At 72.4% G+C, this 13,277-nt stretch carries 14 protein-coding genes; 6 read left to right on the plus strand and 8 right to left on the minus strand.

Annotation, left to right across the window (positions count from 1 at the left end; all coding sequences use genetic code 11):
- Positions 1 to 19: 19 nt before the first annotated feature.
- Together BLW78_RS17710 and BLW78_RS17715 are read right to left on the minus strand one after the other, a co-directional pair.
- Positions 20 to 769, minus strand: coding sequence for a glycerophosphodiester phosphodiesterase family protein (locus BLW78_RS17710; RefSeq protein WP_091681125.1), 750 nt, complete (start codon positions 767 to 769; stop codon positions 20 to 22).
- Positions 770 to 771: 2 nt separating this feature from the next.
- Complete coding sequence (locus BLW78_RS17715) at positions 772 to 1,245, minus strand: RidA family protein (RefSeq protein WP_020094162.1); 474 nt, start codon at positions 1,243 to 1,245, stop codon at positions 772 to 774.
- Positions 1,246 to 1,572: 327 nt separating this feature from the next.
- Between BLW78_RS17715 and BLW78_RS17720 the strand changes: the two genes are divergently transcribed.
- From BLW78_RS17720 to BLW78_RS17735, 4 genes are all read left to right on the plus strand, one after another.
- Positions 1,573 to 2,763, plus strand: a complete 1,191-nt coding sequence (locus tag BLW78_RS17720) for an aspartate aminotransferase family protein (RefSeq protein WP_026605084.1) — start codon at positions 1,573 to 1,575, stop codon at positions 2,761 to 2,763.
- Positions 2,764 to 2,931: 168 nt separating this feature from the next.
- Positions 2,932 to 3,912 (plus strand): ornithine carbamoyltransferase, encoded by a 981-nt coding sequence (gene argF / locus BLW78_RS17725; RefSeq protein ID WP_020094164.1) that lies wholly within the window; start codon positions 2,932 to 2,934, stop codon positions 3,910 to 3,912.
- A 277-nt stretch (positions 3,913 to 4,189) separates the two neighbouring features.
- Complete coding sequence (locus BLW78_RS17730) at positions 4,190 to 5,233, plus strand: Hsp33 family molecular chaperone (RefSeq protein WP_091681127.1); 1,044 nt, start codon at positions 4,190 to 4,192, stop codon at positions 5,231 to 5,233.
- A 169-nt stretch (positions 5,234 to 5,402) separates the two neighbouring features.
- A complete protein-coding gene (locus tag BLW78_RS17735) occupies positions 5,403 to 6,650 on the plus strand; it encodes a hypothetical protein (protein ID WP_091681129.1) in 1,248 nt (415 codons plus the stop codon).
- 91 nt (positions 6,651 to 6,741) lie between these two features.
- Here BLW78_RS17735 and speG read toward each other — a convergent pair whose 3' ends face one another.
- Genes speG through apaG form a run of 3 tightly spaced genes read right to left on the minus strand, consistent with a single transcriptional unit; the run spans position 6,742 to position 8,904 of the window.
- Complete coding sequence (speG, locus tag BLW78_RS17740) at positions 6,742 to 7,293, minus strand: spermidine N1-acetyltransferase (RefSeq protein WP_280142468.1); 552 nt, start codon at positions 7,291 to 7,293, stop codon at positions 6,742 to 6,744.
- Positions 7,294 to 7,307: 14 nt separating this feature from the next.
- Complete coding sequence (gene argE / locus BLW78_RS17745) at positions 7,308 to 8,477, minus strand: acetylornithine deacetylase (RefSeq protein WP_056533989.1); 1,170 nt, start codon at positions 8,475 to 8,477, stop codon at positions 7,308 to 7,310.
- A gap of 34 nt (positions 8,478 to 8,511) precedes the next feature.
- On the minus strand, positions 8,512 to 8,904 hold the full coding sequence (gene apaG, locus BLW78_RS17750; RefSeq protein ID WP_012319280.1) for a Co2+/Mg2+ efflux protein ApaG: 393 nt from the start codon (positions 8,902 to 8,904) through the stop codon (positions 8,512 to 8,514).
- A gap of 256 nt (positions 8,905 to 9,160) precedes the next feature.
- Between apaG and BLW78_RS17755 the strand changes: the two genes are divergently transcribed.
- Complete coding sequence (locus BLW78_RS17755; RefSeq protein ID WP_091681132.1) at positions 9,161 to 10,285, plus strand: 2'-deoxycytidine 5'-triphosphate deaminase; 1,125 nt, start codon at positions 9,161 to 9,163, stop codon at positions 10,283 to 10,285.
- A 35-nt stretch (positions 10,286 to 10,320) separates the two neighbouring features.
- Positions 10,321 to 10,782 carry an Lrp/AsnC family transcriptional regulator gene (locus tag BLW78_RS17760; RefSeq protein WP_012319278.1) on the plus strand — a complete coding sequence of 154 codons (462 nt, stop codon included), beginning with the start codon at positions 10,321 to 10,323 and terminating at the stop codon, positions 10,780 to 10,782.
- A gap of 22 nt (positions 10,783 to 10,804) precedes the next feature.
- Here the strand turns inward: BLW78_RS17760 and BLW78_RS17765 are convergent, their stop codons facing one another.
- The 3 genes from BLW78_RS17765 to gnd all read right to left on the minus strand — a co-directional run bounded on the left by BLW78_RS17765 (position 10,805) and on the right by gnd (position 13,273).
- Positions 10,805 to 11,326, minus strand: coding sequence for a cysteine dioxygenase family protein (locus BLW78_RS17765; RefSeq protein WP_056533981.1), 522 nt, complete (start codon positions 11,324 to 11,326; stop codon positions 10,805 to 10,807).
- Positions 11,327 to 11,514: 188 nt separating this feature from the next.
- Positions 11,515 to 12,240 (minus strand): 6-phosphogluconolactonase, encoded by a 726-nt coding sequence (gene pgl / locus BLW78_RS17770; RefSeq protein WP_091681134.1) that lies wholly within the window; start codon positions 12,238 to 12,240, stop codon positions 11,515 to 11,517.
- 55 nt (positions 12,241 to 12,295) lie between these two features.
- Positions 12,296 to 13,273 carry a phosphogluconate dehydrogenase (NAD(+)-dependent, decarboxylating) gene (gene gnd / locus BLW78_RS17775; RefSeq protein WP_091681135.1) on the minus strand — a complete coding sequence of 326 codons (978 nt, stop codon included), beginning with the start codon at positions 13,271 to 13,273 and terminating at the stop codon, positions 12,296 to 12,298.
- Positions 13,274 to 13,277: the final 4 nt, after the last annotated feature.

A 13,277-nucleotide genomic window follows, 5' to 3' on the forward strand; every position in this document is an offset into this window, starting at 1 on the left:
GGACAGGGAGTAGGAAAATTTACGGGGCGAAGCCCTCGAACACCATCTGGTCCGCATGCGCGGCCGCGCGGGCGCGCTGCTCCGCATTCCGGACCGTCCAGGTCATGACGGGGATCTGACCGAGCAGCCGGCAGAGGTAGGTCGGGGCGCAGGGCAGGTCGTCCACCCGCCAGGACAGGAAGTCGGGCCGCGTCTCGGCGAGGTGCAGCAGGTCGGAGAGGGACCGGCGGAGCGAGGGGGTCAGCGCCGCGTAGACCGGGTCGTCCTGCGTCGTCTCCGCCACGATGCCCCGCGGGATCGCGGCGGGGCAGAGGTCGCGCAGGGCCGCGACCACCTGCGGGTCGAAGGATTTCAGCGCCACCGGCCCGTCATAGGCGGCGGCTACTTCGGCGGCGCGGGTCGCGAGCCGCAGGTCGCCGTCGTAGCGGGACTTCACCTCGATCACCACCGGCACCGCCCCGGCCACCGCCGCCAGGAAGGCCGGCAGCGTCGGGATCGTCTCCGCGGACCCGGCGACGGCGAGCGTCCCGAGTTCGGCGGCCGACCGGTCGGCCAGAGCCGCACTCGCCCCGGTCAGGCGCCCGAGCGCGGTGTCGTGGAAGACCATCGCCTCGCCGTCGGCGCTGAGCTGGACGTCGCACTCGATGGCGAAGCCGCCCGCGACGGCCGCCCGGGCCGCCGCCAGCGTGTTCTCCGGCCGGCCCGCCGCGCGGTCGTGCAGGCCGCGATGGGCGATCGGCCGCGCGGTGAGCCAGTCGGGGGCGGCCACCGTCAGCGGACCTCGAACATCGCCTCGACCTCGACGGCGGCGTCGAGGGGCAGCTCGGCCACGCCGACGGTGGAGCGCGCGTGGCGCCCGCGGTCGGCGAGGAGCTCGACCATCAGGTCGGAAGCACCGTTCATCACCCCGGCCACGGCCGAGAAGCCCGGCGCCGCGTTGATGAAGCCGCCGAGCCGCACGCACTGGACCACCGCGCGGTCGAGGTCGCCCACCGCGGCCTCGAGCTGGGCGAGCACGTTGAGGGCACAGAGGCGCGCGGCCGCCTTGCCGGCCTCGGCCGAGACGTTGCCGCCGACCTTGCCCTTGTGCTCGGCCGCGATGGCGCCGTCCGCGCCGAAGCAGACCTGGCCGGAGATCACCACGAGGTTGCCGGCGCGCACGAACGGCACGTAGTTGGCGACCGGCGCCGCCGCCTTCGGCAGCGTCAGGCCCAGCGCCGCCAGGCGTTCCTTGATCGAGCTCATCGGGTTCTCCCAGGTTCCTGCGAATCCGCGGGAGCAGGAGCACGGCCGCCCCCCGCGGCGCAAGGGCCGCCGCCGCGAAGGCCGGGATCGCGGCCCCGCGATTCTCCGGTGATCCGGGACGGGACCGCCGCAGATTCGCCGTCAGGATCGGCTCTATCGGTGCCACGCGCAGGGCTGCCCGTCGGGCCCGCCGGGCACTGAAACGTTGACAGGCGGCGGCTCTTTCATAGTAATCGCGCGCGTGCCGCCCAGGACTGAGGCGGCACTTTCATTTGGAGCCGGCTCAACGCTCGCTCCGGGATCCTGCGTGAAACGGAGATGGGACCCGTGACGTCAGCCCTTCTGCCGACCTACGTCCGCGCGCCGCTCGCTTTCGAGCGCGGCGAGGGCGCCTGGCTCGTGACGGAGGGTGGGGAGCGATATCTCGACTTCGGCGCCGGCATCGCGGTGAACGGCCTCGGCCACGCGCACCCGCACCTCGTCGGCGCGCTGACCGAGCAGGCGGGCAAGATCTGGCACACCTCGAACCTGTTCCAGATCCCGGGCGGCGAGCGCCTCGGGCAGCGCCTCGTCGACGCGACCTTCGCGGACGTGGTGTTCTTCTGCAACTCGGGCGCCGAGGCGAACGAGGCGGCGATCAAGATCGCCCGCAAGTACCACGCGGCCGGCGGGCAGCCGGAGCGCTACCGGATCGTCACCTTCGCGGGCGCCTTCCACGGGCGGACGCTGGCGACGCTCGCGGCTGGCGGCCAGCAGAAGTACATCGAGGGTTTCGGTCCGAAGGTCGAGGGCTTCGACCAGGTCCCGGCCGGCGACTGGGCGGCGCTGGAGGCGGTGATCGGGCCGGAGACGGCGGCGCTGATGATAGAGCCGATCCAGGGCGAGGGCGGCGTGCGGGAGATCCCCCACGCGGACCTGCGCCGGCTGCGCGAGATCTGCGACGCCAACGGCCTCCTGCTGATCATGGACGAGGTCCAGACCGGCGTGGGCCGCACCGGCCGGCTGTTCGCGCACGAATGGTCCGGCATCACCCCGGACATCATGAGCGTCGCTAAGGGCATCGGCGGCGGCTTCCCCCTGGGCGCCTGCCTCGCGACCCGCGAGGCCGCGCGCGGCATGACCGCCGGCACGCACGGCACCACCTTCGGCGGCAACCCGCTCGCCATGGCGGTGGGCAACGCCGTGCTGGACGTCGTGCTGGAGGAGGGCTTCCTCGCGCGCGTCGCCCGCTCCGGCCTGCTGCTCAAGCAGAAGCTCGCGGCCCTGCGCGACCGCCACCCGCACGTCATCCAGGAGATCCGCGGCGAGGGGCTGATGCTCGGCCTCAAGCTCGGCGTGCCGAACACCGACTTCGCCGCCGCCGCGCGGGACGCGCACCTGCTGGTGATCCCGGCGGGCGACAACATCGTCCGCCTGCTGCCGCCGCTGACCATCGGCGAGGCCGAGATCGACGAGGCGGTCCGCCGCCTGGACGCGGCGGCGTCCGGCTTCGAGGCCGTGCGCGGCGCGGCCGAGTAGGATCGATCCGCGCGATTGAGAACACCGCCCCCCGGACCCCGGAGGGCGGCCCGAAGCATTTCCGGGCGCGGTCGATCCCGCCGCGCGTGACGGAGATGCCCCTGCCAGGAGGTAGAGTGCGGTTCATGATCAGGTGATCGGTGAGCAGACTCTAGTGATTGTGACGCGATGAAAGCCCAGATTGACGGCCGGGCACAGGCCCCGGCCAGGCACCTGAACGGTGCCGGCCCTCGTCATTTCCTCGACCTCAAGGATTTCTCCGGTGCGGAGCTGCGCCGGGTCCTCGATGCCAGCGCCGCCATCAAGGCGCGCCGCCGCAAGGGCGAGCTGGCGGCCGAGCGCCCGCTCACCGGCAAGACCCTCGCTATGGTGTTCGACCGGCCCTCGACCCGCACCCGCGTCTCCTTCGACGTGGCGATGCGCGAGCTCGGCGGCGAGACCCTGATGCTCACCGGCTCCGAGATGCAGCTCGGCCGCGGCGAGACCATCGGCGACACCGCGCAGGTGCTCTCGCGCTTCGTCGACGCGATCATGATCCGCATCCTCGACCACGGTCAGATGCTGGAGCTGGCCGAGTACGCCACCGTCCCGGTGATCAACGCCCTGACCAAGGTCTCCCACCCGTGCCAGATCATGGCCGACGTGCTGACCTTCGAGGAGCATCGCGGGCCGATCCGCGGCCGCAAGGTCGCGTGGTCGGGCGATTCGAACAACGTGCTGGCGAGCTGGGTCCACGCCGCCGCCCGGTTCGACTTCACGCTCAACGTCGCGAGCCCGCCGGAGCTCGCGCCGCCGCCGGCGCTCCTCGCCTGGGCGCAGCAGGAGGGCGCCGACGTCCACGTCACCACCGACGCCTTCGCGGCCGTCGACGGCGTCGATGCCGTGGTCACCGATTGCTGGGTGTCGATGGGCGACGACGACGAGGCGCACCGCCACAACCTGCTCAGCCCCTATCAGGTCAACGACAAGCTGATGGCGGCGGCGAATCCGGGCGCGATCTTCATGCACTGCCTCCCGGCCCACCGCGGCGAAGAAGTGACGGCCGAGGTGATGGACGGCCCGCGCTCCGTGGTGTTCGACGAGGCCGAGAACCGCCTGCACGCGCAGAAGGGCATCCTGGCCTGGTGCCTCGGCGCCAGCGGGCTCTGATCCCGCTCTCATACTGTCCGGCCTCGCGCTCGCGGGGTCGGCGCACCATATAGGCGTGAGCGGGCGGCCCGTGCTGCCCGTCTCCCCATCACGGCCGCCGGAAGGCGGCATCCCGGCGACGAACGGAGCGCGCTGCGCCGCCGCTCCCGCTCCGGGCTGGACGGGGTGAGGGATCCGATCGCTCCGCCAAGGTCATCGCCTCACGCCGCCCGGCCCCCGGGAGGACGGATCCCCGCTTTGCCGGCACGCGCCGCCGGACGCATCGATCGGAGAGGGCATGACCTCAGGAACGCAGTCGCACCCCCAGTCGCCATCCCAGCCGCAGGCCCCGAATGCCGGCAACGGCCATGCCGGCGCCGACGACGCCGTGCTGCCCTTCGCCGTCGAGGCGCTGGACGTGCGCGGCCGCGTCGTCCGCCTCGGCCCGGCCGTCGACACGATCCTGCGCCGCCACGGCTACCCGGACCCGGTGGCGCGCCTCCTCGGCGAGGCCGCGGCGCTGACGGTGCTGCTCGGCTCCTCCCTCAAGTTCGAGGGCCGGTTCCAGCTCCAGACCAAGACCGACGGTCCGGTCGCGATGATCGTGGTCGATTTCGAGGCCCCGGACCGGCTGCGCGCCACCGCGCGGTTCGAGCCGGAGCGGGTCGCGGCCCTCGGGACCGGCCCGCTCAAGGATTCCGAGCTGATCGGCACCGGGCATCTCGCCATGACCATCGACCAGGGCACAGCGGCGAGCCGCTACCAGGGCGTCGTCGCCCTCGAGGGCCAGAGCCTGGAGGAGGCCGCGCACCAGTACTTCCGCCAGTCGGAGCAGATCCCCACGCAGGTGCGCCTCGCCGTGGCCGAGGCCGTGGAGGAGGGGGCCGGGCGCTGGCGGGCCGGCGGCCTGCTCGTGCAGTTCCTGCCCCAGTCGGTGGACCGGGCGCGCCTCGCCGACCTGCCCCCGGGCGATATCCCGGAGGGCCACGCGCACCTCTCGGGGGACGCGCCGGAGGACGATGCCTGGGTCGAGGCCCGCTCGCTGGTGGCGACCATCGAGGACCACGAGCTGGTCGACCCGAACGTGTCGAGCGAGCGGCTGCTCTACCGGCTGTTCCACGAGCGCGGTGTGCGGGTGTTCGACCGCCAGCCCGTCCAGGAGACCTGCCGCTGCTCGCGGGAGCGCGTGATGGGCATGATCCGCTCGTTCACGCCGCAGGAGCGGCACGAGATGGTGGCGGATGACGGGCGCATCGTCATCACCTGCGAGTTCTGCTCCCGGCGCTACGACCTCGATCCCCAGGAGGTCGAGGCCGAGATCGCCGGACAGCCCGGCCAGTAGAGCGCAGGACAGCGGGCCTGCGGACCAGCATGCCCGCGTCTACGGCCAAGCTTTTCCGCGCGAAACGCACGAAGATCGGTATTCGTTGCGTAAATTTTTGATCCCTCCAGGCTGAACCGTTTCGCGACCTTTGACGTTGCGTCGCAGATTCAACATTGGAGGGTACGCCATGCGGAAATTATCGATCGGATTGGCCGCGCTGCTGATCAGCACCTCGGCCTACGCCCAGCAGGGTGGCGCCGATCGCGGCGCCGGGACGGGCGGTCGCGGCGGTCAGGGTGGCGCCGAGTCCGGCATGAAGGCCGGTGGCGGCGAGCGCGGCGGCATGCAGGGTGGCATGCAAGGTGACATGAAGGGCGGCCGCCAGGCGGCGTCCGAGCGCTCCGGTGCCGAGGCAGGCCGGTCCGCGCAGGGCCGCGAGGCCGGCGGCGAGGGCCGCACGGGCCAGGATCGCATGGCTCAGGACAAGGACCGGGCCGGCGCCGAGCGGGGCGACCGCCGCGGTGATCGCGCCGACCGCGACGAGCGCGGGGATCGCGACGGCGCGCGTGCCGATCGCGGCGACCGCCGCGGTGACCGCCGCGCCGACCGGACCGATTTCCGCGGTCGGACCGACGTGAGCCGGACGGATGTCCGGTCCGAGCGGGTCGAGGGCGGCTTCCGCCGCGAGGGCCGCTACGTGTTCATCGGCGGCCGCCGGGTCGTGTACGGCTCGCCGGAGTATCGCCGCCTGATCGTCACCGAGAACCGCGGCTCGCGCGCGCGCTACGTCGTGATCCGCGGCCAGCGCGTGCTCTACGGTTCGCCCGAGTACCGCCGCCTCGTCAGCGTCCGCGAGACCGGCCCGCGCGAGCGCTACGTCGTCATCCGCGGCCAGCGCGTGGTGTACGGCTCCCCCGAGTACCGCCGCCTCGTCTCCGTCCAGGAGGACCGCTTCGTGACGATCCGCGGCCAGCGGGTGCGCTACGGCTCCGCCGAGTACCGGCGCCTGAGCGGCGGCGGCGCGGTCAGCGCGAGCTTCCGCTCCGAGCAGCGCGCCGGCGCGCGCTTCGACAACCGCGGCGAGCGCGACGGCATCCGCAACGCGTCGCGGAACGAGGGCCGCAACGAAGGCCGGATGGACCGGAACGACCGCGGCCAGGATCGCGGGATGGACAAGGCCTCCCGTCAGCAGGAAGGCAAGAACGACGGCATGCGCAACAGCGACATGCGCGGCGGCCAGCAGGACGGCATCCGCAACGCGTCCGATCGCGGCGGCCAGCAGGGCGGCATGAAGTCCGGCGCCGAGGGCGGCCGGACGGGCGGCGCGGAGCGCGGCGGCATGAGCGGCGGCAGCGCGGGCGGCAACGGCGCCATGGGCGGCGCCCAGGGTGCCGGCCGGGCCGGCGGCCAGACGGGCGGTGCCGGCCGCAACTGAGCGGCGTGAGCGCGGGGGCGGGGCCGACGGGCTCCGCCCCCGCGTCGTTTCGAGCTCGTCCGTCGCCCGTCGGCGGCGGACGAGACCCGGTTCAGACCTTCAGGACGGGCTCGGCGATGTCGCCGCCTCCGCCGCGGGCCCTCAGGTAGTTCGGCTGGAACAGGCACATCCGCACGGCGTCGCGGTAGCGCCCGTTCACGAAGAACTCGTCCTTCAGCACGCCCTCGGGGTGGAAGCCGCAGCGCTCGTAGATCCGCACGGCCCGGGCGTTGTCCCGGTCGACGTGCAGGTAGAGCTTGTGGATGTTGAGCACGCTGAACGCGTAATCCATGGCGATCCGGGTGGCCTGCCACGCGTAGCCGCGGCCCTGGAAGCTCGGGTGGATCGCGATCTGGAACTCGCAGCGCCGGTGCAGGTGGTTGATCTCGACGAGCTCGATCAGCCCGGCCGGCTCCCCGCTCGGATCGGCCACGATGAAGCGCCGCTCGGTCTGGTTGTGGATGTTGCGCTCGTAGAGCTGCTGCAGTTCGGCGAAGGACTCGTAGGCCTCCTCGAACCAGTAGCGCATGATGCTGTCGTTATTGTTGAGCTGGTGGACGAAGCGCAGGTCCTCCCGCTCCAGCGGACGCAGCTTGATGGTGATACCGGTCACCGCATTCATGACGCACTGGCCTCGATCAGCTCGCGCAGGAAGTGCTCACCCTGGCCCAGGGCATCCAGAGTGATGAACTCGTCGGGCTGGTGCGCCTGGGCGATGTCGCCGGGGCCGCAGACCACAGTCGGGAGACCGGCCGCCTGGAAGCGCCCGGCCTCGGTGGCGTAGGGGACCGCGACGGTGTGGTTGCGTCCGGCGAGGCGCAGGCAGAGGCGCTCGGCCGCCGAGCCCGGCTCCGGGGCGAGGCCGGGGATGTCGACCTCCTCCAGCGTCTCGATCCGCCCGAACGCGCCGTAGCGGTTGAGGCGCTCGCGGGTGACCCGCTCGACCTCGGCCGCGAAGAGCCGCGGGATCTCGGCCGGGTCGAGATCCGGCAGGCCGCGATACTCCCAGAGGAAACGGCACTCCTTGGCAAGGATGTTGCGGGCGGTGCCACCCTGGATCGTCCCGACATGGACCGTGGTCGAGGCCGGGTCGAACCGCCCGGACGGGTCACCGCGCTCGATCATCAGGTCGGCGATCCGGTTGAGGCCGGCGACGAGGTCGCAGGCGGCCGCCACGGCGTTCGCGCCGAGGGCGGGGCGCGCGGAATGGGCCTCGTGGCCGTGGACCGTGGTGAGGCAGGTGACGATGCTCTTGTGGGCGTCCGCCACCTCCATCCCGGTGGGCTCGCCGACGATCACCGCGGCCGGCCGGGGCAGGCCGTCGCCGAACCGCGCGATCCCGTCCATCGAGCCGAGGCAGGTCGTCTCCTCGTCGTAGGAGAGCAGGATGTGGATGGGCCGCTTCAGGCCGGCGGCGAGCATGTCGGGCACGAGCGCCAGGGCCAGCGCGTCGAAGCCCTTCATGTCGACCGCGCCCCGTCCGTAGGCCCGGCCGTCGGCGACGCGCAGGGTGAACGGGTCGCCGGTCCAGGCCTGGCCCGCCACCGGCACCACGTCGGTGTGGCCGGACAGGACGGTGCCGCCGTCGACCATCGGGCCGACCGTGGCGAGGATGGCGGCCTTGTCGCCCGCCGCGTTCGGGAGGCGCAGGTACGGGACGTCCCAGCCGTCGAGATAGGCGCAGACGGCGTCGATCAGGGCGAGGTTGGACTTGTCGCTCTCCGTGTCGAAGGACACGAGGCGGGCGAGCATGTCGAGCGGGCTCAGCCGCTCGCCGGTCGCGGACATGGATTCCTCCGGGGCGAGGCCCCGGGCCGGGACCTCAGTGCAGGCTGCGGCGGACGTGCGGGCTGTCGAGGGAGAAGGCGGGGATCTCGGCCTCGAAGCTCTCGCCGGCCACCGTCGCCATGGTGTAGCTGCCGGCCATCAACCCGTCGGGCGTGTTGAGCGGACAGCCGCTGGTGTAGCAGAAGGACTCGCCCGGCTCCAGCACCGGTTGCTTGCCGACCACGCCGGTGCCGCGCACTTCCTGGCAGGCCCCGTGCCCGTCGATGATCCGCCAGTGGCGCGAGCGCAGCTGGACCTGCTCGCTGCCGTTGTTCACGATCTCGACCGTGTAGGCGAAGAAGTACCGGCTCTCGGTCGGCGAGGACTCCTCCTCGACGAAACGAGACTGGACCGTCACACTTATTCCCCGCGTCTCGGCCTTGTACATCGCCCTAATTGGCCCTTCTTCGGACGGTACGACTCGCGGAAGCCGAATGGAACGCGCTTCCCGGCCGGTGGTAGTGGGCGGCGGAATCGCCGTCAATTGCGGCGGACTACCTCGCGCGGCGCGGCGGGCCGCCGGTCGCGGCGCCGGCCTCACGAGGCCTCCGGACGCGGTTAAGCCCGCGTTAGCGGGTCCCGGCGGACAACGCTGCTCGGCGTGACGCGGACCGGCCGGGGCGCGCGAGGGAGTCAGGGGCGCGATGAACGCGGGCGCAGCCACGGGAGCCGCCGAGTCGAGCGCGGACGGCCGATCCGGCATCCTGCCGGCCCAGGCGATCGCCGCCCTCGCGCGGGCGGGCGGCATCCGGAATGCGAGCCCCTTCGCGGCCGATCAGATCCAGCCCGCGAGCCTCGACCTGCGCCTGGGCGCCAGGGCCTACCGGGTGCGGACGAGCTTCCTGCCCGGCTCGGGACGGACGGTCCAGGCCTGCGTCGACCGGCTGTCGCTGCACGCCGTCGACCTGCGCCCGGGCGCCGTCCTGGAGACGGGCTGCGTCTACATCGCGGAGCTTCAGGAGAGCCTCGCCCTGCCGGCCGATCTCGCGGCGGCCGCGAACCCGAAGAGCTCGACCGGGCGCATCGACGTCTTCACCCGCGTCATCACCGACCGGGGCGAGGCCTTCGACCAGGTCGAGCCCGGCTACGACGGGCCGCTCTACGCGGAGATCTCGCCGCGCACCTTCCCGGTCCTCGTGCGCAGCGGCTCGCGGCTGTCGCAGATCCGCTTCCGCCGCGGGGCGCCGCGGCTGACCGAGGCCGAGCTCGGCCTGCTGCACGCCCGCTCGGCCCTGGTCGACGCCGGCAGCCCGTCCTTCCAGGGCGGCGTGGCGGTCTCGGTCGACCTCGCCGGCTTCGACGGCCTCGTCGGCTACCGGGCGAAGCGCCACACCGGCCTCGTCGACGTCGACGCCCCCGGTCGCCACCGGGCGGCGGATTTCTGGGAACCCCTCGCCGCCGACGGATCGGGCAGCCTGATCCTCGATCCCGGCCAGTTCTACATCCTGGCCTCCAAGGAGGCGGTGCAGGTCCCGCCGGACCACGCCGCCGAGATGGTGCCGTTCGATCCCCTCGTGGGCGAGTTCCGCGTCCACTACGCGGGCTTCTTCGACCCGGGCTTCGGCTATGCCGGGGCCGGCGGGGCGGGCGCGCGGGCCGTGCTGGAGGTCCGCTCCCGCGACGTGCCCTTCCTTCTGGAGGACGGGCAGATCGTCGGCCGCCTCGTCTACGAGCGGATGCTCGACCTGCCGGAGACGCTCTACGGGGCGGGGGCCGGCTCGAACTACCAGGCCCAGGGGCTCAAGCTCTCGAAGCACTTCGCCCTGTAGTCCGGCCCGGACGCGCCGACGGGAGCATCGATCGCATGGACGCCGTGGACCGGAAGATCCTCGATCTCCTCCAGCAGGACGCGACGCTCCCGGTGGCCGAACTCGCCGAGCAGGTCGGCATCAGCGCGGCGCCGTGCTGGCGGCGGGTGAAGAAGCTGGAGGCGTCCGGGGTGATCCGCCGCCGGGTCGCCCTGGTCGACCGCCGCAAGGTCAACGTCCCCACCACGGTGTTCGTGGCCGTGAAGGCGCCGCGCCACGCCGCAGACTGGTCGGACGCGTTCCGGCGGGTGGTCGCCGGCTTCCCGGAGATCGTCGAGGCGTGGCGCCTGACCGGCGAGATCGACTACCTGCTGCGGATCGTGGTGCCCGATATCGAGGCCTACGACGCGGTCTACCAGCGCCTCATCGCCAAGCTCGACTTCTCGAACCTGTCCTCGTCCATCGCCATGGAGGAGATGAAGTACACGACCGCCGTCCCGACGATCTACGTGGCGTGACGCGGCCGCGCCGCGGCGGGGCTCAGCCCGCCGCCACCGCGTAGGTCCGATGGATCGACGAATCCTGCGCCCGGTGGTCGTAGCCGTAGACGTGGATCGAGACGGCCGCCTCCGGCCCGTCATTGGCGATCCGGTGCAGATTCGGCCCCGTGGGCATCATGCAGGCGACGAAGCCGGGCTCGCGGACGGCGTCCATAGTCGCCACCGCGTGGGTCTCGCTGATCGGACGGTACCACGTCTCCCGGAGGCTGCCGCGCAGCAGGCCGAAGCAGCACGAGCAGTGGTGGTCATGGACCGGCGTGACCGTGCCGGGCGCCCAGACCATCGCCCAGACGCTGATCGCCTCGGTGCCGAACAGGAGGTTCCGGCTCAGGCCGGGCCCCCGGCCGACCAGCCGCGACGGGTCGAGCAGATCCGGCTGGGCCAGCAGGCGCACCAGGGTCGCCCGGGCCGAGGCCAGATAGGCCTCCGGCGAGCGGCTCGCGGAGCGCGCGAGGTTCGCCAGCATCGCCTCGACGTCGGTCGGGATGGTGGTCTGCGGCATCGGCAGGTCTCCTTCGGTGCCCTTTCACGAGGCTGCACGAAGGATACCCAGAGGCTGGCCATGACGGGTTGCGTTCTCGAACGTCATCACGTGCGACGTGGCAATGCCATTGCTCGGAGACGCCCGAGTAGGAAATGGTGTTGCGCACGCCCGATCATTCCCGCGCGGCTGACGCCGGCGCGGCGGGTTCAGCCGGCCGCGGCCTCGTCGAGCAGCCACGCCACGGCGCCCGCGCTGGTCACGCGGCCGGCCGGCAAGGTCTCGCCGGCGGCCAGCCGGGCCAGCGGGGCCCGCTTGCCGGCCCCGGTGACGAGGAACAGCACGTGCCGGGAGGACGCGAGCGCCGGCAGTGTCAGGCTGATCCGCGGAACGAACGGCTCCAGGCCGGCCTCGGGCACGGCGACGACGAGCCGCCGGGTCTCGTCGACGGCGGGCTTGCCGGGAAACAGCGAGGCGGTGTGCCCGTCCTCGCCGAGGCCGAGCAGCACGAGGTCGAACAGCGGGCGGGCCGGATCGAGGCGCTCGGCCTCGTAGAAGTCGAGGAGCGTCCGCTCGTAGGCGCGGGCGCCCGCCTCCGGACCCTCGTCCGAGGGGATGAAGTGGAGATGCGTCGGCGGGATCCGGGACCCGTGCCCGAAGGCCTCCCGAACCATCCGGACATTGCTGCGCGGATCGTCCCACGGCACGGCGCGGTCATCGCCGAAGAACCAGTGGATCCGCTCCCACGGCACCCGGGCCGCGTAGTCCGGCCCGGCCAGCAGGCCGTACAGCACCTTGGGCGTCGAGCCGCCCGAGAGGCAGAGCGCGATCCGGTCGGACCGGCTCTCGCCGCAGGCCACGATGATCCGCTCGGCCGCCTCGCGGGCGACCGCCTCCGGATCCTTCAGGACGTGGGTTCCGACGGGAAGGCTCATGGGTTCGGGCCCTGCGGCTTCGGGGGTCGGACAGGTCGGCCGGCGGGCGTCCCGCTCAGCCCTTCGGCTCCTGGTGGCCGCCGAAGCCCTTGCGCATCGCCGAGAGCAGCTTGTCGGCGTAGCTCGCGTGCTCGCGGGAGCGGAAGCGGCGGTAGAGCGCGGCGGAGAGCACCGTCGCCGGGACGCCCTCCTCGACGGCGGCGTTGATGGTCCAGCGGCCCTCGCCCGAATCCTCGACGTAGCCGGAGAAGTCGGTGAGCTGCTCGTCGCCCGCGAGTGCCTGGGCGGTCAGGTCGAGCAGCCAGGACGAGACGACGCTGCCGCGGCGCCAGACCTCGGCGATGTCGCCCATGTTGAGATCGAAGCGGCGCTCGGCCGGCAGGTCGGACGCGTTGGCGTGGCGAAGGATGTCGAAGCCCTCCGCGTAGGCCTGCATCAGGCCGTACTCGATGCCGTTATGGACCATCTTGACGAAGTGGCCGGCGCCGGTCGGGCCCGCGTGGATGTAGCCCTGCTCGGCGCGGGGGTCGCGCCCCTCGCGGTTCGGCGTCTTCGGGATGTCGCCGATGCCGGGCGCCAGGGTCTTGAAGATCGGGTCGAGGCGGTCGACGGCCTCCTTGTCCCCGCCGATCATCATGCAGTAGCCGCGCTCCAGGCCCCAGACGCCGCCCGAAGTGCCGACATCCACGTAGTGCAGGCCCTTCTCCTTCAGGGCGGCCCCGCGGCGGACATCGTCGCCGTAGAAGGAGTTGCCGCCGTCGATGACGCAGTCGTCCGCCTGCATCAGCCCCGAGAGCGCCTGGACGGTCTGCTCGGTGATCGCCCCGGCCGGCAGCATCACCCAGGCCGCGCGCGGCACCTCGAGCTTCGAGACCAGGTCCTCCAGGCTCGACGCGCCGACCGCGCCGGCCTCGACCAGGGCGGCGACGGCCGCCGGGTTCTGGTCGAACACCACGGCTGTGTGCCCGTCGCGCAGGAGACGCCGGACGATGTTGCCGCCCATCCGGCCGAGGCCGATCATGCCGAGTTGCATTGCT

It is taken from the genome of Methylobacterium sp. 275MFSha3.1, from assembly GCF_900108435.1.
In the GTDB taxonomy this organism is placed as follows: domain Bacteria; phylum Pseudomonadota; class Alphaproteobacteria; order Rhizobiales; family Beijerinckiaceae; genus Methylobacterium.